Origin of the sequence: Treponema saccharophilum DSM 2985 (assembly GCF_000255555.1) — a bacterium.
Classification (GTDB): domain Bacteria; phylum Spirochaetota; class Spirochaetia; order Treponematales; family Treponemataceae; genus Treponema_D; species Treponema_D saccharophilum.
In genome coordinates, this window is record NZ_AGRW01000054.1 from 111,417 (window position 1) to 133,718 (window position 22,302).

The 22,302-nt window shown below is 49.3% G+C and carries 18 protein-coding genes; 9 read left to right on the forward strand and 9 right to left on the reverse strand.

The window, feature by feature from the left end; genetic code table 11:
- Positions 1–3: 3 nt before the first annotated feature.
- Entirely contained in the window at positions 4–792 is a 789-nt protein-coding gene (locus TRESADRAFT_RS12985) for a uracil-DNA glycosylase (RefSeq protein ID WP_002706281.1), read from the reverse strand.
- Positions 793–911: 119 nt separating this feature from the next.
- On the opposite strand from TRESADRAFT_RS12985, the gene TRESADRAFT_RS12990 reads away from it, so the two are divergent.
- The 3 genes from TRESADRAFT_RS12990 to TRESADRAFT_RS13000 all read left to right on the forward strand — a co-directional run bounded on the left by TRESADRAFT_RS12990 (position 912) and on the right by TRESADRAFT_RS13000 (position 6,074).
- Positions 912–2,234, forward strand: a complete 1,323-nt coding sequence (locus TRESADRAFT_RS12990; RefSeq protein WP_002706282.1) for a glycosyltransferase — start codon at positions 912–914, stop codon at positions 2,232–2,234.
- Between the two features lie 217 nt (positions 2,235–2,451).
- Positions 2,452–4,209, forward strand: a complete 1,758-nt coding sequence (locus TRESADRAFT_RS12995) for a hypothetical protein (RefSeq protein ID WP_002706284.1) — start codon at positions 2,452–2,454, stop codon at positions 4,207–4,209.
- 17 nt (positions 4,210–4,226) lie between these two features.
- Complete coding sequence (locus TRESADRAFT_RS13000) at positions 4,227–6,074, forward strand: hypothetical protein (protein WP_002706285.1); 1,848 nt, start codon at positions 4,227–4,229, stop codon at positions 6,072–6,074.
- Positions 6,075–6,156: 82 nt separating this feature from the next.
- On the opposite strand, the gene thiI is transcribed toward TRESADRAFT_RS13000, so the two are convergent.
- Entirely contained in the window at positions 6,157–7,398 is a 1,242-nt protein-coding gene (thiI, locus tag TRESADRAFT_RS13005) for a tRNA uracil 4-sulfurtransferase ThiI (protein WP_002706286.1), read from the reverse strand.
- 192 nt (positions 7,399–7,590) lie between these two features.
- On the opposite strand from thiI, the gene TRESADRAFT_RS13010 reads away from it, so the two are divergent.
- From TRESADRAFT_RS13010 to TRESADRAFT_RS13025, 4 genes are all read left to right on the forward strand, one after another.
- Positions 7,591–9,549: an AMP-dependent synthetase/ligase gene (locus tag TRESADRAFT_RS13010; RefSeq protein ID WP_002706287.1), complete on the forward strand. Its 1,959-nt coding sequence runs from the start codon at positions 7,591–7,593 to the stop codon at positions 9,547–9,549.
- Positions 9,550–9,630: 81 nt separating this feature from the next.
- Positions 9,631–9,864: a hypothetical protein gene (locus TRESADRAFT_RS13015; protein WP_002706288.1), complete on the forward strand. Its 234-nt coding sequence runs from the start codon at positions 9,631–9,633 to the stop codon at positions 9,862–9,864.
- Positions 9,865–10,043: 179 nt separating this feature from the next.
- On the forward strand, positions 10,044–10,613 hold the full coding sequence (locus tag TRESADRAFT_RS13020) for a hydrolase (RefSeq protein WP_217169722.1): 570 nt from the start codon (positions 10,044–10,046) through the stop codon (positions 10,611–10,613).
- A gap of 41 nt (positions 10,614–10,654) precedes the next feature.
- Positions 10,655–11,392 (forward strand): tRNA threonylcarbamoyladenosine dehydratase, encoded by a 738-nt coding sequence (locus TRESADRAFT_RS13025; RefSeq protein ID WP_002706290.1) that lies wholly within the window; start codon positions 10,655–10,657, stop codon positions 11,390–11,392.
- A gap of 357 nt (positions 11,393–11,749) precedes the next feature.
- Here the strand turns inward: TRESADRAFT_RS13025 and TRESADRAFT_RS13030 are convergent, their stop codons facing one another.
- The 3 genes from TRESADRAFT_RS13030 to TRESADRAFT_RS13035 form a co-directional block, all read right to left on the reverse strand.
- Positions 11,750–12,121: an HU family DNA-binding protein gene (locus tag TRESADRAFT_RS13030; RefSeq protein ID WP_002706291.1), complete on the reverse strand. Its 372-nt coding sequence runs from the start codon at positions 12,119–12,121 to the stop codon at positions 11,750–11,752.
- Positions 12,122–12,343: 222 nt separating this feature from the next.
- A complete protein-coding gene (locus TRESADRAFT_RS16330) occupies positions 12,344–12,505 on the reverse strand; it encodes a hypothetical protein (RefSeq protein WP_002706293.1) in 162 nt (53 codons plus the stop codon).
- Between the two features lie 75 nt (positions 12,506–12,580).
- Positions 12,581–12,958, reverse strand: a complete 378-nt coding sequence (locus TRESADRAFT_RS13035) for a helix-turn-helix transcriptional regulator (RefSeq protein WP_002706295.1) — start codon at positions 12,956–12,958, stop codon at positions 12,581–12,583.
- 459 nt (positions 12,959–13,417) lie between these two features.
- Here TRESADRAFT_RS13035 and TRESADRAFT_RS13040 point away from each other — a divergent pair, with 459 nt between their 5' ends.
- Both TRESADRAFT_RS13040 and TRESADRAFT_RS13045 read left to right on the forward strand, forming a co-directional pair.
- Positions 13,418–16,960 (forward strand): helicase-related protein, encoded by a 3,543-nt coding sequence (locus tag TRESADRAFT_RS13040; protein ID WP_002706297.1) that lies wholly within the window; start codon positions 13,418–13,420, stop codon positions 16,958–16,960.
- Between the two features lie 14 nt (positions 16,961–16,974).
- On the forward strand, positions 16,975–20,214 hold the full coding sequence (locus TRESADRAFT_RS13045; protein ID WP_002706298.1) for an Eco57I restriction-modification methylase domain-containing protein: 3,240 nt from the start codon (positions 16,975–16,977) through the stop codon (positions 20,212–20,214).
- 94 nt (positions 20,215–20,308) lie between these two features.
- On the opposite strand, the gene TRESADRAFT_RS13050 is transcribed toward TRESADRAFT_RS13045, so the two are convergent.
- The 4 genes from TRESADRAFT_RS13050 to TRESADRAFT_RS16720 are packed head-to-tail and all read right to left on the reverse strand — an operon-like array spanning position 20,309 to position 22,249.
- Positions 20,309–20,839 carry a PIN domain-containing protein gene (locus tag TRESADRAFT_RS13050; RefSeq protein WP_002706299.1) on the reverse strand — a complete coding sequence of 177 codons (531 nt, stop codon included), beginning with the start codon at positions 20,837–20,839 and terminating at the stop codon, positions 20,309–20,311.
- The gene (locus TRESADRAFT_RS13055) at positions 20,836–21,192 is read right to left on the reverse strand and encodes an STAS-like domain-containing protein (protein ID WP_002706300.1); all 357 of its coding nucleotides are present in this window, start codon (positions 21,190–21,192) and stop codon (positions 20,836–20,838) included. Before TRESADRAFT_RS13055 ends, TRESADRAFT_RS13050 begins: the two co-directional genes overlap by 4 nt.
- A 12-nt stretch (positions 21,193–21,204) precedes the next feature.
- Positions 21,205–22,128, reverse strand: a complete 924-nt coding sequence (locus TRESADRAFT_RS13060; protein WP_217169725.1) for an ATP-binding protein — start codon at positions 22,126–22,128, stop codon at positions 21,205–21,207.
- Entirely contained in the window at positions 22,115–22,249 is a 135-nt protein-coding gene (locus TRESADRAFT_RS16720; protein ID WP_281054627.1) for a hypothetical protein, read from the reverse strand. The genes TRESADRAFT_RS13060 and TRESADRAFT_RS16720 overlap by 14 nt, the downstream gene beginning before the upstream one ends.
- Positions 22,250–22,302 lie beyond the last annotated feature (53 nt).

Below are 22,302 nucleotides of genomic sequence, written 5' to 3' on the forward strand. Positions count from 1 at the left end.
AAATCAGGCACCTCCTTCGGGGAATCCGAACGGCGCGTTCTTTATGCTCGCGTATTCGGGGTTTATTTCGAGGAGCTTTGCGCGGAAGATTTTCAAATCCTCCCACGCCGCGCGCTTGTAGTCGCTGTAGCGCAGGAGGAGGCTCGGGTGGTATGTGGCGAGGAGCGGAATCCCGTCGAATTCGAAAAGCTTCCCGTGGAGGCGCATTATCCCCGTCTTCGTGTTGAGGAGCGTCTTTATCGCCGTCGTTCCCGCCGCAAGGATTGCTTTGGGCTTGAGGATTTTCACCTGCGCGCGGAGGAACGGCATGCAGGCGGCTGCCTCCTCCGGCGTCGGCGTCCTGTTCATCGGGGGACGGCATTTGACGATGTTCGTGATGAAGCAGTTCGCGTTGCGGTAGAGCGAGATTGCCGCAAGCATCTTGTCGAGGAGCTGCCCCGCCGGCCCCACGAACGGAAGCCCGCGCGCGTCCTCCTGCTCTCCCGGCCCCTCGCCGACGACGAGGACGAACGGCTCCGTAACGCCCATTCCGGGGACGGCGTTCCTCCGCTGGGCGCAGAGCCCGCAGCGGCTGCACGACACCACCTGGCGGGCAAGGTCGGTGAGCGCGCCCGACTCGGCTATCTCAATCTCCGGCGGGGGAGGGGCCTGCGTTTTTCCGGATTCGTCCGGCGACGGGTCGTCGATGAAATCGGGGCGTTCCGGCGGGAACGACGGCGAGCCGAACCCGTAGAACGAGTCCGACGCTTTCTTGAGCATGTCGTATATCTGGAGTTTCTCTGAATGGAGCATTTGCTTTCCTTTTTGTTTCCGCCTTCGTTTCGTTTTTCCTGGCAGCAAAGCCCGGCAGGCGGAACCGGACGGCCTATTCTATCGCATTTTCTTTTCGATTCCTATAAAATGAAATCCTTATGAAAATCGCAATGTTCACGGACGCGTATTTTCCGCGGATAAACGGTGTCGCGGTATCAGTCCGTTCCTATGCTGAGTCTTTGACAAAGCTCGGACACGACGTTATGGTCGTCTGCCTTGAATATTCCGAGGAGCAGCAGCGCAGCTCGTTCTTCGACGAGAAATCGAGCGACAAGATGTCCCCGTTCGAGGTCGTGCGGATTCCGTCGACAAGAACCAACTTCTCGAAAGAGGACAGGATGGTCAGAATCGACAAATGCAACCGCATAAAGAAAGTGCTCGACAAATTCCATCCGGATGTCGTCCACATAAATTCGGAATGGACAATCGGCTATTTCGGGGCGTGGTATGCCCACCACCGGAACGTGCCGTTCGTCTTCACCTTCCATACGATGTGGGAGGATTATCTGGCGAACTACGTCCCGTTCCTTCCGAAATTCAGCCTCCGGAAAATCGGGCGGAGCGTCGTCAAATACTACCTCAAGCGCGCCGACGTGATAATCGCGCCGACGAAGCGCATCGCGTCGGTCGTCCGCGAGTACGGAATAGAGAAGGACGTCGACATCCTTCCGACCGGAATTCCCGACGACAAGGTGAAGTATTCCGTCCCGCGCTCGTTCCAGATTTCGTCGCGCCTCTACAAGAAATTCCCCCATCTCAAGGGAAAGAGGCTGCTTCTCTTCGTCGGGAGGATTGTCAAGGAGAAGAACCTTCCGTTCCTCTTCGACGTCCTCGAGACTGTCCGGCTGTCCATGCCGAAGACGGCGCTCCTTTTTGTCGGAGGCGGCCCGTTCCTCGAGGAGCTTGAGGAGCTGTCGGAGAAGCGAGGGCTTTCGGGAAGCGTCGCTTTCACGGGATATATGAAGAGCGAGGACCTCATGTATTTTTACCGGCTCTCCCATGTGTTCGTCTTCCCGAGCAAGACGGAGACGCAGGGGCTCGTCACCGTCGAGGCGATGCTCGCGGGGCTTCCCGTCGTCGCAATCGGGGAGATGGGAACCGTCGACGTCATGCAGGGCGACAACGGCGGGTTCATGGTTCCCGACGACGTGTCGATGTTCGCCTCGAAGGTCGTCTCGCTCCTGCGCGACCAGAATCTGCGGAAGAGAAAGTCGCGCGAGGCGGTCGAATGGGGCGGAAAGTGGCGGATATCGTCGCTGACGCCGCGGCTCGTCGACTGCTACGAGAAGGCTGTCCGCATCGGCGGCGGCACCGTTCCCGGCCCGGAGATAGACCTCTTCGACGAGGAGCTTCGCAACGAAATCGAGGAGGGCGCTGACAGGCGTCTCTTCGCCGATGCTGACGGCTCGGAGCTTGAGTAGGGGATGCCCGATACGTTCGCTGCACGGTGTCATTCAAAAACAGGATTTGGAATGACGGAGCTTTTCGGACAGCCCCGTATTCTTTTGGGATTTTTTTCTTTAATAGCCGATTGGCTTGAGAAGTGTCATTCCGAACGGGGTTGATGCAAGAGATGCCGAAGCAAACTTTCTTACGAAAGTCGTTCGGCATGACAATCTTTTTTTATTTGGAGTTTCTATGTTTCTTTCAAAAATGCGCAGGATTATCGCCGGCTTGTCCCTAGTCGTTGCGGGGCATGCTGCGTTCGCGGCAAAGAGGGGCGCGCAGGAGCTTGTTCCTGCGGGGCATTGGCTTTACGACTCGCTCAAGGAGATTAGCCTTGAGAGCGGCATCGTCAATTTTGCCGACAGCGCGCCGGCGACAATCCAGGAGCTGCGCCTCTACATCGACGAGGTCGACGAGGAGAAGCTGAGCGATTCCGGCAGGAGGCAGCTTTCCCTCATCGAGGAGTATCTCGGCGCGGAGAATTTCTCGTTCGCGTCGGATTTGCTTTCCGTCGGGCTTGAGCCGTCCGTGTCCGTCGAGGGATTCTGGAAATCGGAGGACGACATCGACTGGACGTTCGACCGCTACAGCCGGAAGCCCATGCTCGACATGCCCGCGACGATTACGCTCGCCGATTACGTGACGATGAGCATGGATGTGTTCCTCGGGCAGAACAAGGGAGTGTCCCTCCACAATGACAATTACACGAACATTCTCTATTCGCCCGACGACTTCGACATAAACTTCCCGGACACGGCGTACTTCAGTACGGGAAAAATGCTTTCCGAAAAAACCGGGTTCGGCTTCCAGCTCGGGCGCGGCTCCCGCTCCGTCGGCGACACGATGATGGGCAGCGTAATCTGGGACGACCATCTTACAGGCGTCTCCTACGCCGAGCTCGAATTCTACGCGCCGAATTTCAAGTACACGGGAACGGTGTCGCAGTTCAACGTGGACAAATACGTCTACGCGCACCAGATTGACCTCCGCGTGCTCAGGAAGATACAGCTGACGTTCCTCGAGGGGCTTCTCGTCAACGCGCCGATGGAGCTCCGCTACCTGAACCCGTGGACGGTCCTCCACGGATGGGCGGCGTGGCGCGAGTACGAGCCTGACGCGCGGGACCCGGAGAGCCACACCTGCGATTATTTCGGCATAAAGGCGCAGTACGCCCCCGTACCGAATGTTCGCGTCTACGGTCTTTTCGCGATGACGCAGTACCAGACTCCGTACGAGACGACGAATTATCCCGACAGCCCGACGCCGAACGGCCTCGGCGCGCAGCTCGGGACGGAATTCTACGTTCCCGTCAGCGGGGGAAGGTTCCGCTTCGGCATCGAGGGATACTGGGCAGACCCGTTCCTCTACATAAAGGAAAGCCCGAACTGGTCCATGGTCCGCACCTACAGCGAGAACATGGGCGACAAGGCGATTTTCTACGAGTGGATAGGCTCCCCGTTCGGGCCGGACACGATTTCCGCGCAGCTCGACGCCGGATACGAGGTTCCCGGAAAATGGTCGGTGAACCTCTCCTACCTTTTCATGGCGAGGGGCGAGCTTTCAGGGACGAACGTGTTCGAGAAAATGAGGGACTCGGAGGGCAGGCTCCTTTGGGGCGGCCAGCGCACGCAATTCGACACGGAGAGCGAGGAGCATCCCGAATACTCGTCGCAGTGGGCGTATCCGTCGAAGGGGTACAACGACTGGGAGGCGCTCAAGGCGCTGACATCCCCGAGCGGAACCCCCGAATACGTGAACAGGCTTTCTTTGAGGGGAACGTTCAGCGCGAACCGCTGGCTCTCGTTCACGGCGCAGCCGGCGTACGTCTACGTCCTCAACAGCGGGAACGTATCGGGCGAGACGAGAAAGGGATTCGAGATTGCGTTCGCGGCGGACATAAACATCGCGGGCCTCTTCTCGTCGCGCCCGATGTCATATAACGAGGACTGAAAATCCGGAGGAAAAAAGTGTTTGATTTCAGAAAGATGGCTGTCATGCCGCTCGCCATTCTCCTTGCGGCATTTCCGCTTTTCGCGCAGGTCTCCGCCGACCCGAACGACGGTTTCTACGACAACGCGCAGCGGTGGGAGCTTCACGGGCTTACCGAGCGCCCGCTCCCGCAGCTCCGCCCGTACCCGCTTCCCGTCATAAAGGGAATCCTCGAGTACGTCATCGAGAACGGCGGGGAATACGATTCCGCGCTCGCGAAGGAGGAGTTCGAGCGGATATTCTCGCGCCCGTGGAAAGTCGGGATGGACGTCGAAGTCGGGGCGAAGAGGACGGAGGAGCGGAAGGACGACGATAAGGATTCGTCCGTCAACAGATACGCGTTCGCTGCCCCGAGGGTCGCGGGCGACATTCCGTTCAACAATCTCGTCGGGTTCGGCTATTCGGTAGGGTTTTATGCCGTGACGGACAGCGATTATGAGAATTACCTTCCGTACGCGCAGTATATTCTCCACGATTCCATTTACGATGCCTCGACGGTGAGCAAGCTTTCCGTCTATTCCGACTGGAACACGCAGCTTTCGTTCGGGAACGAGTCGGTCTACGCCGCGGCGGGAATAAGCCGCGTCGGGTTCGGGCCGTTCCGCAGGCAGGGGCTCGCGCTCAACGAGGCGTCGTACCACGCGACGAACATGTCGTTCAACGCGACGATGGGGAATTTCAGCTTCGCGCAGGTTTTCGAGTCGATCGGCGCGACGAACAACCTCAACAGCGAAGATTACGACAACCTTTCGAGCGGGAAATTCCTTTCGTTCCACTCGCTCCAGTTCCGCGCGCGCGACTGGCTTTCGGTCTCCTATTACGAGAATATCGTCTTCGGGCCGGGATTCAACCTTCTCTACACGATTCCCGCGCCGATGATGGCGGTGCAGAACATCGGCGGCGCGGACGCGAACCTTCAGATGGGGCTTCTCCTCAAAGTGACGCCCGTCGACGGTCTCGTGTGGGCGACCGACCTTTTCGTGGACGACTATTCCGTCAACGATTTCGTCAAGCTGAACTTCGACGCGAAATACCGGTTCGCGCTCCAGTCGGGTGTCGTCTACTATCCGCTCCTGTCGGCGATGAAGTCGTTCAGCGCAAACTACACGTGCGTCATGCCGTACGTCTACTCGCATTGGGAATACGACGCGAACACGAACGGCCCCGTTAGCGGAAGCTCGATGAACTACCAGAACTACACGAACAACGGCATGAGCATCGGCTCTAGCCTCGACCCGAATTCCGACGCGGTCACGTTCCGCGCCACGCTCAGGCCGCACAAGCTCGTCACGCTCGACCTCTCCACGTCGCTCATCCGCCACGCGAATTCGGCGGAGGCGTTCGACGAGGAGGACGCGGCGCGCTACGTCCTCGCCGATGCCGGGCGCTACGTCACGAACGGGACGGCGTTCATGCACCAGATGTTCTCCGGGAAGACTTCCGGCGAGCACGTGAACCAGGCGTGGGACTGCCTCGGCTTCATGACGAGCGACCACAAGATGTACGTGGCGCAGGCGGGAATTTCGGCGCAGCTCGACCTGCCGAGGACGCGGGGCGGGAAATTCTCGCTGACGCTCGGCTACAGCTTCGAATACATACGGAACGCCGGCGTGAGCGAGAACGTCTACACGGGCGGGAAGCTCGACGGCTTCACCGACAATCTCGACGGGACGTACACGTACAACGGGACGAAATACAAGATAGAGGAAATCGCCTCGCTCGAAGAGGTCGCCGCCGAGGTGAGCCGGCAGAAGCAGGCGTGGATAGACCAGCTCCACGACGAGGTGAACCACTATTTCTCCGTCGGCGTGAAGTACGAGTACTGACCATTTTCGCGCATGACAAAAGGGGCTGCCCACGTGATTGGGCAGCCCCTTTGTTTTTGCATTCCGGAAAACTATCCGCCGCTTACTGCGTGCATGTCGAGCCGTTGATGGCGGCAAGCTCGTCCGTGTTCGCCTTCGTTCCGAACGCGCCGGCGACGGTGGAGCGCGACTCGTACCGCTTCACCGTCCGCTTCTCGAACGCCTCCCGTATCATGTCGTCGACTCCGAGCGACTCGTAGACTTTCCTTGCCTCATCGACTGTCGCGTGGAGAATTGGATGGCGGGGCGAGAAGAGGACGCAGCAGTCCTCGTACGGCAGAATCGAAGTCTCGTACGTCCCGATTTCGTTCGCCGTCGCCACAATCTCCTCCTTGTCGAGCCCCACCAGCGGCCGGATGAGCGGGAAGTCCGCGAACGATTCGGTGCATTCCATATTCTGTATCGTCTGGCTCGCGACCTGACCGAGGCTCTCCCCCGTTATTATGCAGTCAGCGCCGATTCTCTCCGCGAGCATGTTCGCGCATTTCATCATGCAGAGCCGGAGCATGAGCGTCGTCATGTTCTCCGGCGACTTCTTCTTTATCTGCATCTGCACGTCGGTGAACGGGATTATGTTGAGGTGCGACCGCATCCCGTATCCGGCAATCGTCTCCGCGAGCTTCTCGACTTTCTCGCGCGCCTGGTCGCTCGTGTAGGGGTAGGCGTGGAAGTAGCACGAGTCGACGCTCATCCCGCGCCTCATCATGCGGTATCCCGCGACGGGGGAGTCGAGCCCGCCGGAGAGGAGCAGCAGCCCCTTTCCGGAGACGCCGACGGGAAGCCCGCGCCGTGTCCTGTTCGAGTCGGAATAGACGAAGCATTTCTCGCGCATCTCGATGTTTATCTGCACGTCCGGGTTGTGAACGTCCACCCCGAGAATTCCCGAGTCGAACGCGAGCGCCGCACCCTGCCTCATTATCTCGTAGTGGTCGAGCGGGAACGACTTGTCGGTCCTCCTCGCCTCCGTCTTGAACGTGCGCGCGCCCTTCGCCTTCGCAATCTCGCACTGGCGGGCGACTTCCTTTTGTATCGCGCCGATGTCCTTCTCCACGACGAACGCCTCCGCCCATCCCGTTATGCCGAGCAGGTGGTCGAGCATCCATTCGACTGCCCCCACCGACTCGTCCGGGCATTCCACGTAGAGCCGCCCCGCCCTGAGCGTGACCTCCGCCTCGACGGACTGGAGGCTCGCCTTCGCGTTCTGGAGGAGAATGCGCTCGAACGTCCTTATGTTCGAGCCTTTGAGCATGAGCTCGCCGACTTTTCCCAAAAATGTGTGCGTCATATCAGTCACCTTCCTGTTTTCATCTTTTCGTCCGCACATTCTACATGATTTCCGCTTTTTCATCTTGCGCGATTTTCTGTTTCGTTCCCGCGACATATTTCCGATAATTGTCAAAATGACATTTTTGTGAATAATGTCATTTTGGGTTCGGGATTTTTCTCCGAATCGCATCCATAAAAAACGGAGAACGAGATGATAGACGAATCTAAGATGGACAAGACGCTCGGGCGGACGATTCCCGTCATGTTCCGCGAGAAAATCAAGAAGGTCCCGAACCACACGCTTCAGGCGGTGAAGAACAAGAGCGGCGTGTTCGTCAGGTACAGCTACTCGCAGGTGTACCAGCACGTAATCGAGATGGCGTCGAGCTTCCGAAAGCTCGGGATAAAGAAGGGCGACAACGTGGGGCTCATGGCGGACAACAGGCGCGAGTGGCTCATCACCGATTTCGCGCTCCTTTCGCTCGGCGCCGTCGATGTCCCGCGCGGGTGCGACTCCATGGGCGTCGAGATGCGCTTCATCCTGAACTTCGCCGAGTGCCGCGTCTGCTTCTTCGAGAATTCGAAGCAGCTTGAGAAGGTTCTCGAAAAGGCTGAGGAAGTGCCGCTCCTCAAGACTGCCGTCCTTTTCGACTATTTCGAGGACTCGGTCGTGAGGGACGCGCGCGCGCGCGGCATCGAGGTCGTTAACTACCATTTCCTCGAAAGCGAGGGCGTGAACGTGACCCGCGACGAGTGGCTGGAGATAGAGCGCGGCATGGACGAGATTTCCCCGGACGACGTGGCGACGATAATCTTCACGTCGGGGACGACGGGGCTGCCGAAGGGCGTGCAGCTCACCCACGACAACTACATCGCGCAGTGCGAGGTCGCGCATTCCGTTTTGGGGCTCATGCAGCCGGGCGACATCTGGCTCACCGTGCTTCCGATTTGGCATTCGTTCGAGCGCGCGTTCTGCTACATGGTCGTCGCGCTTGAGGGCGGTTTCGCGTACTCCAAGCCCATCGCCTCCGTGATGCTCCAGGACATGAACCTGATTCAGCCGCAGTGGATGAACGTCGTCCCGCGCCTTTTCGAGGCGGTTGCGCAGGGGCTTTTCCGCGAGGTGAAGAAGCAGAGCGGGATGCAGCAGTTTTTCTTCCACAACGCGATTATCGTCGGGAAGATGTACTACAAGATGAAGGAGCGCGTGCTCGGGCTTCGGTGCCGCTACCGCTGGTATCCGCGCGTCCTCGACGTGCTCTGGGGCATCGTCCCGTTCGTCCTCCTGTGGCCGCTCCACATGATAGGCGAGGTGACGCTCTACAAGAAGCTCCGCGCCCGCTTCGGGGGGAATTTCCGCGCGGTGATTTCCGGCGGCGGCGCGCTGCAGCCGGGGACGGAGGCGTTCTACCACGCGATAGGGTTCAACCTTCTTGAGGGGTACGGGATGACGGAATGCGCTCCCGTAATCTCCGTGAGGAACTCGAAGAAGCCGCGGAGCAACAACGTCGGCTGGGTGTTCCCCTCGTTCGACGTGAAGATTGTCGCGGAGAAGGACGGGAAGGTCGAGTCTGGCGAGCCGCTCAAGCCGGGGCGGCGCGGTATAATCATGGTCAGGGGACGGCAGGTCATGAAAGGCTACTACAAGCGCCCCGACCTCACCGAGGGGGTCGTCGATTCCGAGGGATGGCTCAACACGGGCGACCTCGGGATGATTTCATACGACGAGGAGCTCAAGATTGTCGGGCGCACGAAGGATACGATAGTCCTCCTCGGCGGAGAGAACATCGAGCCGCAGGTCATCGAGAAGGCGGTCAACTCCAGCCCGTACATCGAGCGGACTGTCGTCGTCGGTCAGGATAAGCGCTATCTCGGCGCGCTCATCGTCCCCGACCAGCACAGCGTCCTGTCATACGCGGAGGAGAACAACATCCTCTACGACAACTACGAGGCGCTTCTGGAGACGAACGAAATCCAGAATCTTTTCCGCACCGAAATCGACACGCTCGACAACGCGAAGACGGGATTCAGGACGTGCGAGCGCATTTTCAAGTTCGTCCTTCTCAAGAAGTCGTTCGAAATCGGCGAGGAGGTGAACGCGAAGCAGGAGCTCATGCGGCACAAAATCGTCAAAAAATACGAGAAGGAATACAACAGCCTCTTCAAATGACGGCGTTTATTCCTCAATCGGTGACATTTTTATGTTTTTTTTATAAAATACATATACTTTTCATAACTTTTGGAGGTTTTTATGAAATCAATCAAGGCTGTCGCTTGTTCTATGGCAGTTGTCGCGGCTGCGTTCGCGTTCGCTTCATGCTCATCAACAGGAGAGGCTACGAAGGCCGCCGCTGAGGAGTCCAAGCAGGAAGTTCAGGCTGCTGTTGAGGGAGCCGTTGAGAACGTGACGACAGAGGCTGCCGCCGAGGTTACAGCCGCTGTTGAGGAGACTGCAGAGGCCGCTGTCGAGGCTGTTAACAACTAATCAAACGCAAACGAAATGCCCGGCTGCCGGTTGGGAAGCGAATCTTCTCCCGGCTGCCGGGCATTTTTTTTGTCTCCGCTCTTCTCATTCCGACCGCCGGTGCGCAGGTTCAGCCTCGCTGCCAGTGGAACAAAATGCATTTTTTTTGCTATGATAACCCATCTTTTTGATGGGGAAATATGATGAGTCCAGATACTGCCTTTGAGTTGTTGCAGAAATATGTCCACGGCGAGACGCTGCTCCGGCATTGCAGAACAGTCGGCGTCGCGATGCGCTATTTCGCGCAGAAATACGGCGAGTCGCCCGATTACTGGGAGAGCGTGGGCATTCTCCACGACATCGATTTTGAGGTCGCGCCAGACAACCACTGCACGAAATGCCTTGAAATCTTCAGCGCGGAAAAAACGAATTACCCCCAGATTGACGCGCAGCTTGTCCATGCGGTCCAGAGCCACGGCTGGAATATCACGGTGGACGTAAAGCCTGAGCACATAATGGAAAAAGTCCTTTACACGGTTGACGAGCTTACCGGACTGATTTTTGCCTGTGCGATGGCGCGCCCGAGCAAATCCGTGACCGACATGGAAGTGAAGTCCGTAACGAAGAAATTCAAGGCACTCAATTTTGCGGCAGGCTGCAACCGTGAGGTAATCAAGGCGGGCGCGCAGCTCATGGGCGTCGAGCTGGGCGATGTGATTCAGGAATGTATCCTTGCAATGAGAGAAAGGCACGAGGAAATAGGATGTTGAACCAGTTTTCAAGAACGGAACTAATTGTAGGAAAGGAGGCTATGGGGATTTTGAACAATGCCCGCGTCGCAGTCTTTGGAATCGGCGGGGTAGGCGGATTCACGGTCGAGGCGCTGGTGCGCTCGGGGATTCAGCATATCGATATTATCGATGATGACAAGGTCTGCCTTACGAACCTGAACCGGCAGATTATCGCCACCCGCTCAAGCGTCGGAAAATACAAGGTTGACGTGATGAGGGAGAGAATCCTCGACATCAACCCGAATGCCGAAGTGAACGTCCACAAGTGCTTCTACCTTCCAGAGACCCGCGGTCAGTTCGATTTCACGAAATATGATTATGTCGTCGATGCCGTTGATACGGTCACCGCGAAAATCAATCTGATTCAGCAGGCAAAGGAAGCCGGAACGAAAATCATCTCCAGCATGGGAGCAGGGAACAAAATGGATCCGACACAGTTCAAGGTCGCGGACATCTCTCAGACTTCGGTCTGCCCGCTTGCCCGCGTGATGAGGCAGGAATGCAAGAAACGCAAAATCAAGGACGTGAAGGTCGTCTATTCAACGGAAAAAGTCCTCCGTCCCATTGAGGACATGGCAATCAGCTGCCGCACTCACTGCATCTGCCCGCCGGGAACAAAGCACAAATGCACGGAGCGCCGCGACATCCCCGGAAGCAACGCGTTCGTCCCCTCCGTGGCAGGTCTTATTATCGCAAGCGAAATCGTGAAGGATTTGACAAAGGAAGCGACCGCACGGGCTCGGGCTGCAATCGCATGACGGGAAATGTGGCGAAAGTGAAAACGGCCATTGAGCTTGCCGAAATGACCGTTTCCCCTTTTTTTCGATTATGAGGCGCTGGATTACTTCATTACTGAAACTCGGCGTTCGGGCTGATAGCCATCCGAAATGGAATGTGGCTGAAAATGCGTCGCAGTTTAAGGAGATGGTATAGCCCTGGTCCTTTTCCTGAGTTCCTCATTTTATGCTGCATAGCCACAAAAAAATCTTCGCAACTGAGCGCAGATACGGCGGCTATCGGAGACCAGCTGATTCTAGACAAGGTCGGGGAATTTTCATATGCAGATAAGCCCCGCCTGCAACTCAGGCGGGGCAGTGCATACTTACTTTACAGCCTTACATTCTTGAAAACGAAACCGATTCTATTTCGCTTTTCAGTTCTGTACTTGGTGTAAACAAGATTCGTTTGCTTGTGATGCTTGAAGAGTCCACATCTTCGGCTTTTTCGCATCCTTTTGATGAGAAAGAAAGCTTTACGCGGCCGAAATTTCCGAGCTGGATTTTGAAGCCGTTTTTTAGATACAGCGGAAGTTTTCTTACAAGCGATGTAAGGACGGCTTCAACGTCGGTTATGTTCAGCGTGCAAGAATCAGAAATGTCCTTTGCTAGGTCCATTACTGTCAGTTCTTCCATATACTGCGGGGCAGCGTAAAATTTTGCTTCATCCTTGTTAAGAGGATTTATCCTCTTTACGACTCTGTATTTCATACTGTTTTTCCTTGCGATACGTTAAGGCGATCGCCGCCTGCTCAAGGTATTTCGCTTTCATAGGCGACTCCTTGTTAAGTAAAAGTAAGTTCCGAAAGCTTTTGGCAACGCCGGACTTTACGGTAACTTGAGAGAAACAGGAAAAACCGTTACAGTGTTATTGGCTGTACGGCAACGGTTTTTCGCTGTTTGCTTGAAGGGCTTTTTAATCACTGGTACTGATTAAAAGGCCCTTTTTTTCGCGCTTGCATAAACATATGCAAGTCCGAAAGCAATCAATGCGATTCCAAGAACTGAAGACGTTCCTGAAAATTCGATTGACGTTCCTTTTTCATCTGTTTTGTCAGATAGTGAAAAAGAAAACGAATTTTTTAAATTGTTCATCCGTTCACCTCCATTCTGAGTTTTCAGCCTTGCTTTTCTTCGACGAAGATTTTGCAAAGGTCAGTTGATTCACGTTCAGTTACCTCCGTCATCTTTTTTAAGAATGTCTACGAGCTGGTCTTTTTCGTCTTTGGAAAGAAGACCGGCCGCAACTGCTGCAATTACGAGCCCCAGGATTACACCGAATGTGACCTTTAGGCCGGTACTCATTCCGTTTTTTTCTCCTGCAGCCTTTTTTTCGTCCGTTGCATCATCAGTAACAAAGAAAGCGGAAGTCGCACAACCAAGTTCATCAGCAATCCTGTTCAAAGTCTCTATAGACGGGTCACGCTCACCGTTAAGCCAACGGCTCACCGTAACTTCTGAAACTCCAAGCCTTGTCGCTAAATCCTTCTGGCTCATATTATTGCGTTTGAGCTCAAATTCGATTCTGCGTCTCATTGATTCCCTCATTCCAGAAACTCCCCTGTTCCTTGTTTGTTGACTATAAGTTATAATAACTTAACCAATATGTCAAGATGAAGTGTTCAAAAATAAGCATAAGTGGTAATAATTACCATTTTATGCCGAGAATCGGTAAAAAATACGCCGAGTTTTAAAAATTTCTCGCCGAGAATTTCAAAAAGAACGGCGCGTTTTTTGTACGTTTTTGATACAGTGCCGTTCTTTTGCATTCTTGTTCTGTCCGATGCTTCGCTCGTATGCAAACTGTTTTTCGAAGCTGTGATTTTTGTTCACTCTAAAAAATTGAGATGGTGGTATAATATTCCGCTAATATGCAAGTTGATTACAGCAATCTTTGGATTCGTTATAAAGTAACGGGACATAAGAACGAAACAGGTTTAATCCCTCTGGCGGGGATTTCAACTAATATTCTGGCAAAACTCAACAAAGGCGAAAGGTGAGACGTAAATGGCGAAAATAAAAAGCACTTTGCTTGATAATACAGAACACTTTAAGGTTGTAGAAAAAATAAAGCAGCTAATAAAAGAGAGCGATGTCAACCAAATCCTTATTGCAACTGGTTTCTGGGATATTCCTGGGACAATGCTGATTTCAGAGGAATTGGATGACTTTCTCAAGCGAGATGGTAAATCAATCAAACTTCTTATCGGAAAAGACCCGACAGTTTTTGCCTATCAATTGAAAGAATTAAACAGGCAAGACCTAAAAAAGACGAGTGATGCTATCAAAATTTGCCTTTCGGAATTGCAACCACAGCCAAAATATGACCTTGCAGTTAAATTACTAAAACACTATTGCGATGGGGAACACCCGAAATTCTGTATCCATATTTTTGATAATCCTGATGATACTTCGCAATTCTTTCATTCTAAATGCTGGATTTTTGCGGAAACGGAAGACTATGGTTTATATGCAATAATTGGCAGTTCAAACTTTACTCAAAAGGGGCTTGAAGGAAATTCTGAATTGAATTTTCTAGAATCAAATGACTTTGTAATCAACGCCTCATCTTCAAGTATGCCTGATTCAAAGGGATATTTGGAATGGTTCAAAGATAAATGGAAAAACTCTGAAGACTGGACAAAAGAGTTTTTACTGGCACTTAACAGTTCCCCAATTGGAAAAACTGTTCCTGTAAAATCGAGCTTACCGCCAGTTATAGACTCTTGTACATTCCTTTCGCCTCGCGAAACCTATCTAAAGTTATTGATTGACCAGTTTGGCGATATAATTAATTTTGACGGGAAAATTACGCCTGACGATTACATGCCGCATGACAAAAACTTCAAGCAGCTTACTTACCAAAAAGAAGCTGTCAATCAGGGATTCGCGATTTTGAGAGAGCATCATGGCTTCATTCTTGCGGATGTGGTTGGATTGGGGAAGACATTCACCGCCCTCATGGTAGTAAAGAGGCATTTGCTTGAAAGCGGATTTTCGCATCCTGTGTTGATTATCACTCCTCCCGCAATAAAGCAGAGTTGGATTGATTCCATTGAATATTTTGACAAGGACGAAATCCCAGAAAAGAAAATCAAGCCGCTTATAACTCTCACAACAATCGGCTGCCTGGATGAAAAAATCGAAAGCGAAGAATTTGTAGCCGAAAACGACTTTGATTCTTTTTTCAGAAAAGACGAATTCAGCATGATTGTCGTTGATGAAAGCCACAGGTTCAGAAACAACTCGACTAGAATGTACCAGAAACTTGACGATTTGATAGGCTCAATCTCTCCTCAGCCGGATGTCGTGCTTCTTTCCGCGACTCCACAAAACAACGCGCCTTATGATTTACGAAATCAGATTTATCTTTTCCAACGTGCCCACAATGAAAGCACATTGAACACGCTCGGAAAATATGGAAAAAAGCTCGAAAACTATTTTGCGGAAAAGCAGAATAATTATGAGCAGTGCATTAAAAAAGACAAGACAATAAACGGCAAGAAAGTTCCAAAAACAAAAGAAGAACTTGCCGCAGACAAAGAAAAACTTATCGAAGACAGCGAAGATATCCGCAAACGCATAGTTGAGCCTCTGGTAATCCGCAGGACAAGAACTGATATAGAAAAATTCTATGCTGATGACATGAGCAGCCAGGGGTTAACTTTTCCTAAGATTCAAAAGCCGGTTGCAATTCCGTATGAGATGAGCGGAGAGCTTGGAGCATTGTTCAACGATACAGTCAATATAATTGCTCCGCAGGTAAGCCACGTTGACAGCGACGAAGACGGCGAACCGGTTTTAGACTTTGGAGCAGTTGCGGGCAAAGACGCACTCGGCTATTACAGGTACAGGGCAATAGAATTCCTAAAAACAAAAGAAGCGCGCAAAAAGCACGAGGTTAACAACTTAACGGTAAGCGCTACTTCTCAGCGACTTGCCCAGATTATGGAACTGCTTTTGGTAAAGCGCCTTGAAAGTTCTCAGGCAGCATTTAAAGAATCCCTGCACAATCTGCACAGATACAGCGAAAACATGATAAAGATGTGGGATGCAGACCGCATTTTTATCTGCCCGGACATTGATGTAAATAAAGAATTAAGCGATGAGGCAATGGCTAAAAACGGCAGCTTTGAAAACTGTCTTGATGTTATTGCCCAAAAAGCGAAAAAGGCAAACAAACGCAATTCCGGCAGTGAAACAGACGGACCGAATCAAGAATACAAGCGGAAGGATTTCTATGAGAATTATATTGAAAAACTCAAGAATGATTTGGAGCTTATAAATTCCTTGTGCTCAAAATGGGATGTCCAGACAAGCGACCCAAAGATGAGTACATTTATTTTTAAGATTGCTTCTGATTTTTTGAACCCTGCAAGGAATAAAAACAAGAAGCTTGTTATTTTTACTGAATGCATAGCAACGCAAAAGGCTCTTGTGCAAAGATTGGGTGAAATTTCAATGGCTGATTACAAAGTCCTTTCAATCACTGCTGCAAACAGAGATGACATGAAAGATGTAATTGCTGCAAATTTTGATGCAAACTACAAGGGAGAGAAAAAAGACGACTATCAGATTTTGATTACAACAGACGTTCTTGCAGAAGGCGTAAACCTTCACCGTGCAAATTCCATTCTGAATTACGATTCGCCATGGAATGCGACACGGCTCATGCAGCGTCTTGGCCGCATAAACCGTATCGGAACTGACGCAAAGAAAATCTGGAACTACAACTTCTATCCTTCGACACTTGGAGACAAACAGATAAACCTCAAGAACAGGACTTATGTGAAGCTCCAGTCTTTCCACGAGTTGTTCGGGGAAGACAGCCAGATTTTTTCGACCGAGGAAGAAGTGAAGCACTTCGACAAAGTTGTGCGCGACGAGATGGATGAAACGGAGACTCCAATCATGCCGTACATTTCCGAGCTTCGCGAGTTCAAGAAAAGCAATCCTTCCGAGTACGAAAGGCTTTCTGCAATTTCCGGAAAAATCGTAACCACTGTTGAGTCTGATGAAAAAGCCGGATTCTCTGCATTGCACGAAACCGACAAGAGTGGCAATCTTCTGCATTCATTCCTTTATGTTTCTGCTGAGGACGGAAGCGCAAAAAATGCAAGCCAGCTTGAATTCTTTGAAAAATTGAAGCCGCTTTCAGACAATGCGGAAACTGACGCCGATAATGAACTTGTCGAAAAGTACAAGACTTCCGTTTTGAATTGTTATGCGGCTGACAAACAAAACGCAACTATTTCCATGAGGAGCAAACTGAGGAAAGGAGAAGCCGAAATAAGAAAAGCCGCGGGCAAAATCAAGAAACTGTATTCAATGGGGCTTTCAGAGGAATACGAAAACAAGCTTGATGAGATTGCAAATTCAATAAGCGACAAGAATTTCGGAATCATCAATAAAGTTCTGGAAATGAATTTTGAAAACGAGGGTCTTGGAAATATGTCCATTGAATTGGACATCGATTATCTGTACAAGTTTACGCAAGTCCGCTCTATTGATACGAATGCCGACGTTGCAATAGAATTCATCGTGAAATAAAAGGAATTTGAAAAATGGAAAAAGGCGAATTGAGAACATTGTTTGAAAGCGAATATCCGGGAAAAAAGGCGATTTTTGAAAAACTGATTCAGCCGATTTTCAAGAAAGCGAAGGACACGACTCTTTCAAACGAAATCGACATCACCGAAGGCGACAAGAAGCAGATAAAGTCGTTCAGCATAATCGCACAAGTTCGGGGAGGCTTCCCGATTGCGTTTGCGGATGTTGAAGTGCAGGATTCCGTCGCATTGAAGCGAAGCCGCGTCACAATTCAGAATTGTGTCCGCAAGATGATGGAGAACGACTCAAACGCGATTATCTTCTTTCATTTTTCGGACGACAAAAGCGAATGGCGCGTGAGTTTCTGCCACAGAGCCGACAAACTCAAGGAAAGCACGGACGCAAAACGCTTCACATATCTTTGCGGAACGGAACACGCCTGCAGGACTATCGCGGAAAGATTCGAAACGCTCAAAGGTCTTTCCACAATAAAAGACGAGGACTTGCTTGAAGCGTTCAGCGTGGAGCCGTTGAGCAAGGAATTCTTTGACGAGTACCGCGAGCATTATGCCGACCTCGTCGAATACATCAGCGGAAAACGATTTGTCAAAAAGGGCGGCAAGTTTGTTGAAGAAAAGATAAAAAACGCTGCCGGTGCGTTCAGGGAAGCATTCGAGGGCGACGACAAGAAAGTCCGCGACTTTGTGAAAAAAATGATGGGACGATTGGTCTTCCTTCAGTTTTTGCAGAAGAAAGGCTGGCTTGGCGTTCAGGAAAACGCAGAATGGGGAAGCGGCGACAAGAATTTCATCTACAACCTTTTCAGGAACGCAAGCAAAGACGTGCAGAATGACTTTTTGGAAAAAGCATTGGAACCGCTGTTCTTCAAGAGCTTGAATCAAAAGCGGGACGAAAAAGCGATTGCGCCGGAAGAACTTTGCACTATTTACGGCTCAAAAATCAGAATCCCGTATCTGAACGGCGGACTTTTCGAGGAAGACGAACTCGACAAGAAAAAAGTCAAATTCAAGAAAGAGCATTTCGAACAATTGCTCACATTCTTCAACCAGTACAACTTCACGATTGACGAGACCGACGGCGACGACCAGGAAATCGGCGTGGACCCGGAAATGCTCGGAAAGATTTTCGAGAACCTCCTTGAAGACAACAAGGACAAGGGCGCATTCTACACACCGAAAGAAATCGTCCAGTACATGTGCCGGGAGAGCCTGATTGCGTATCTGAACGAAAAGTTGAAAATTGAGAGCGGAGAATCGAAAATCAGGAACTTTGTTCTTAGTCACGATTCTTCACAATTCAACGAGGGCGAAAAATCTACGCTTCTTCATTCCCTGCTCGACGTGAAAATCTGCGACCCGGCGGTCGGCTCAGGTGCGTTCCCGATGGGAATGATGAACGAGCTTTTGTCATGCACGCAAGTCCTCACAGGAAACGCGAAGAGCCGCTCCGACCTCAAGAAGCACATCGTCAAGAACAACATCTACGGCGTGGACATCGAAAAAGGCGCGGTGGACATAGCCCGCCTGCGTTTCTGGCTTGCGATTATCGTTGACGAGGAAGAGCCTCTTCCGCTCCCGAACCTGGACTACAAAATCATGCAGGGAAACAGCCTGCTTGAGAGTTTCAACGGAATAGACTTGAGCAATTTGTGCAGGAGCGACGACGCGCCCAATCTGTTTGACGACACGGATGACGTGAAGGCGCTGCTCGGCTATCTGAATTCGTATTTCGACAAGCACGAAGAGAAGGGTGCAATCCGCGATGCAATAAAAGCCTCCGTCCTTGATTTGCTCAGGAACCGCCATTTTTCCGGGGAATCGTTTGATGCGCTTTCGGAACTCGATTTGCACGAGAACAGCGAATTTTTCCTCTGGCACACTTGGTTCGGTGACGTTTTCAACCGACCGAATGACCGCAACGGGTTTGACATTGTGATTGGGAATCCACCGTATGTAAAGAAACAAAATATTTCTGCGGAAGCTACATATTATTACAACAATAATTATTCAGTGGCATATAAGAATTATGACTTATATATAATTTTTACAGAACTTGGTTATAATTTATTAAAAACACATGGATTTATGTCATATATAATGCCTAAAAAATTTATAACCACAGAATATGGAAAGTTATTGAAAGAATTTATATACAAGAATCGATGCTTAAAAAAATATATAGATTTCGATTTAATTCAAGTTTTTGAAAATGCAACAAATTATGTCGGCATTTTTGAACTAGAAAAGGTTGTTCAAAAATTTTTCAACTATTATCTGGCAACTCAAGACAAACCTTTACCAGATGTAAATGACCTATCTGTTTTTTCTTTTGATCGATTAAGTACTGACAAATGGATTTTTGAAGATGAGAAAAAACAAGAAGTTTTCAAAAAAATTCAAGAACAAGGTCCACGATTATCAACCGTTACCAAGAATATTTCACAAGGGTTAGTGACCGGTATGGACAAGGTTTTTGTTTTGCAAAAAAATGAAAATGGATATTATTCTAAATTTCTTGATAAAACTTTTAACTTTAAGCAATCTAAAATATTCAAACCTCTTTTGAAGGGAAAAGAAATTAATAGATATACAACTCCATCAAACTCTTATTGTATTATTTATCCTTATGAATTAACAAATGATGATACTGTAAGATTACTTTCTTTGAGGGAAATAAGAAAAATAGATCCAGAAGTTGCTGATTATCTAATGAGTTGTAAAAAATCCTTGATTTTAAGGGAAGGCTGGATGGATGATACAAACTTCTATGCTTATAGTAGAAATCAGAATATCGCTTTAATGCCTAAAAGAAAAATTCTAACACAGGTTTTATCATTGCATTCGTCTTTAACCTTTGATACAAATGGGGATTATTGCTTTGTGGGGGGAGGAACCGCAGGTGGTTATACAATTATATTGAAGGATGAAAAACAAAGTCTTTATTATTTGGGATTAATGAATTCCACTTTGTTAGAATGGTTTATTCATAAGTATGCTTCTCCATTTCAAGGCGGATATTATGCCTATAATAAAACAACTTTATCAGAAATTCCGATTCCAGCTGCCACACCCGCCCAGCAAAAGCCCATCATCGCTTTGGTAGACAAAATCCTCGCCGCAAAAAAAGCCAATCCGCAGGCTGACACCAGCAAAGAAGAAGCAGAAATCGACCGCCTTGTGTATCAGTTGTACGGGCTTTCCGAAGATGAGATAAAGATTGTGGAGGGAAAGTAAGGATTGACAGCAATCGGATTTCCTCATGCTGTACAGACAACAGAACCCGCCAAGGTTAATGTTTCTACCATCTTCAAATTGGCGGGTCTTTTTTTTATCTGTTCAGAAATTTGCTGTTTGCGCTCAAAATATCAACATCTGACGAAGAAAAATCGAAATCATGCGTTAACAGGATCATACCTTTTTTCTTGCAGAGTAATTCAATCAACTTGTCGTTGAAGTCTAAGGTTGATACTGTAAGAGCAGAATTCAATTCTTCTTTTGAGAATAACTCATTAGTAATTTGAAATCTGCTTAAAATACGGTTCTGTATGATTTTATAAATATCTTCCTGTACAGACTGACCATCTGGAGAATTCCGATATTTCTTAAACTGGTCTCTTGGCAGATTAGACTTATTAAACTCAAGTCTCATAACTCTGTTGATTATTTCAGAAATTACCGTTTCATTTACCACTAGATTTACATTGTTTTTTATCAGCGTTGACAGCATAGAGCCGTAATCGGTGACAGCCTGTGAATCAGGACTTGTCGGCCAGAAAATATATATGAGAGAGTTTGCATCAAAGAAAACGGTTCTGTTTTTCAGGCTTGGGATACTTGAAGCTGTGTATCTCATTTTCATTTGGACTCCTCCAAAACTTCTTTCAAAGAATTTCTGATTCTGTCTGGGTCTGAATAAAAAATCTTTGCTGTAGAAACGACTCTTTTTAACAACACCGCATCCGTAGCATCTATGTCGGATACAGAAAGATACTCTTTTATATCATTTTCAGAAAAATCTCTGTAAAGAATACCTATCGCAGTATTTAGGAATGCGGATGTAAGCATCTGCACATTGAGAAATGAAAGGTCGATGGGCTGCTTGTTCTTTATGAATTCGGAAACAATCGCACTCACTTTCAGTCCATCGTCAGCCTCAACGCAGAGAGAATTTCCTACAATTTGATAAACGCTTTTCTTTATAGTTTCTTTCATATTTGTACCACCTTAAAATATATCAAAATCATCATTCTCTGAATCAAGCCTGTATGAGTTTGTGTCATCTGTTCGAAATTTCATATTCACAACCGTTCCTGGAAAAGAATATTGTAAAATTTTAGAAGACACCGTTTCTCCAACTTCATAGAAACCATCGTCACTGACAATCTGGAATTTTCCTTTGTTCATTTTTATGAAATCTGTCAATATAGCAAGACCTATGCCGCCTGGCGCATCTTGCTTGGTTGTATTTCCGTTTACAAGTGCCCAGCGGATTGCCTGTATTGAATTTACAGGAAGCCCGAACTGTTCAACAATTTTTTTCTTAAATCCAATACCTGAATCCACAATGGTAAACTCTATTTCATTTTTGTTAGGAAAAAATTGACCGCAGGTATAAATAAATTCCGTCCGACTGTGCATTTGCGCATTTACAAAAATTTCATATATTGACTCAAATATCTTTTGTTTAAGTCCTTCGCTCATATTGGGGAAATCTTGCTTTGAAAGTAATTCATTCATCACATAATCACCAAAATAGCGGGAATCCGAAGCTTTCAGTTTCAAGTATTTGATAGTCGTATGATTTGTATCGGGAAAAACTGGGTAGCCATAATTTGCTAAAAAAGTATTTTTCCGCAAAATTTCGATAATTTTAGAATTGTCAGACGTTATTGTAATGGAGTTTGTAGAAAGTTTATCTAAAATAGCACCAAGAACAGCACTCATATTAGCACCAAACCATTCGCACAACTGAACAGATATATGTTCAAAAAACATGTCTTTAGTCTGGTTATAAAATTGAGAAAACTGCTCATAGCTATAGGGAAACGCACCTATGTTTTTTAGACAAAAAGACTCCACTCTTACATTTTCGGCTTCCGGAAAATGAATTTGAGTCAAAAAATGCGCCCATAACTTACCTTCCCTCAACGATGGCAATTTCTTCAGGTGTTAGCCCATATAGCTTGTAGACAAGTTCATCTATTTTGTGTTCCATCTCGCTCGTGTTCGCCGAGCTGTCCGCCTTCTTCGCCGCGACTGTTAGAACCAATCTGTCAGTTTCAGATTTTGGATAATGTGGAGGCGATATTTGAAATTTTCATT

What these genes read in the sequence shown, in the direction of transcription:
- TRESADRAFT_RS13030 (WP_002706291.1), bottom strand. Translation starts at nt 12,121, where the DNA reads ATGAAATACAGAGTCGTAAAGAGGATAAATCCTCTTAACAAGGATGAA.
- thiI (WP_002706286.1), bottom strand. Translation starts at nt 7,398, where the DNA reads ATGACGCACACATTTTTGGGAAAAGTCGGCGAGCTCATGCTCAAAGGC.
- TRESADRAFT_RS12985 (WP_002706281.1), bottom strand. Translation starts at nt 792, where the DNA reads ATGCTCCATTCAGAGAAACTCCAGATATACGACATGCTCAAGAAAGCG.
- TRESADRAFT_RS13050 (WP_002706299.1), bottom strand. Translation starts at nt 20,839, where the DNA reads ATGAAAATGAGATACACAGCTTCAAGTATCCCAAGCCTGAAAAACAGA.
- TRESADRAFT_RS13055 (WP_002706300.1), bottom strand. Translation starts at nt 21,192, where the DNA reads ATGAAAGAAACTATAAAGAAAAGCGTTTATCAAATTGTAGGAAATTCT.
- TRESADRAFT_RS13010 (WP_002706287.1), top strand. Translation starts at nt 7,591, where the DNA reads ATGATAGACGAATCTAAGATGGACAAGACGCTCGGGCGGACGATTCCC.
- TRESADRAFT_RS13015 (WP_002706288.1), top strand. Translation starts at nt 9,631, where the DNA reads ATGAAATCAATCAAGGCTGTCGCTTGTTCTATGGCAGTTGTCGCGGCT.
- TRESADRAFT_RS12995 (WP_002706284.1), top strand. Translation starts at nt 2,452, where the DNA reads ATGTTTCTTTCAAAAATGCGCAGGATTATCGCCGGCTTGTCCCTAGTC.
- TRESADRAFT_RS12990 (WP_002706282.1), top strand. Translation starts at nt 912, where the DNA reads ATGAAAATCGCAATGTTCACGGACGCGTATTTTCCGCGGATAAACGGT.
- TRESADRAFT_RS13020 (WP_217169722.1), top strand. Translation starts at nt 10,044, where the DNA reads ATGATGAGTCCAGATACTGCCTTTGAGTTGTTGCAGAAATATGTCCAC.
- TRESADRAFT_RS13045 (WP_002706298.1), top strand. Translation starts at nt 16,975, where the DNA reads ATGGAAAAAGGCGAATTGAGAACATTGTTTGAAAGCGAATATCCGGGA.
- TRESADRAFT_RS16330 (WP_002706293.1), bottom strand. Translation starts at nt 12,505, where the DNA reads ATGAACAATTTAAAAAATTCGTTTTCTTTTTCACTATCTGACAAAACA.
- TRESADRAFT_RS13025 (WP_002706290.1), top strand. Translation starts at nt 10,655, where the DNA reads ATGGGGATTTTGAACAATGCCCGCGTCGCAGTCTTTGGAATCGGCGGG.
- TRESADRAFT_RS13035 (WP_002706295.1), bottom strand. Translation starts at nt 12,958, where the DNA reads ATGAGGGAATCAATGAGACGCAGAATCGAATTTGAGCTCAAACGCAAT.
- TRESADRAFT_RS13040 (WP_002706297.1), top strand. Translation starts at nt 13,418, where the DNA reads ATGGCGAAAATAAAAAGCACTTTGCTTGATAATACAGAACACTTTAAG.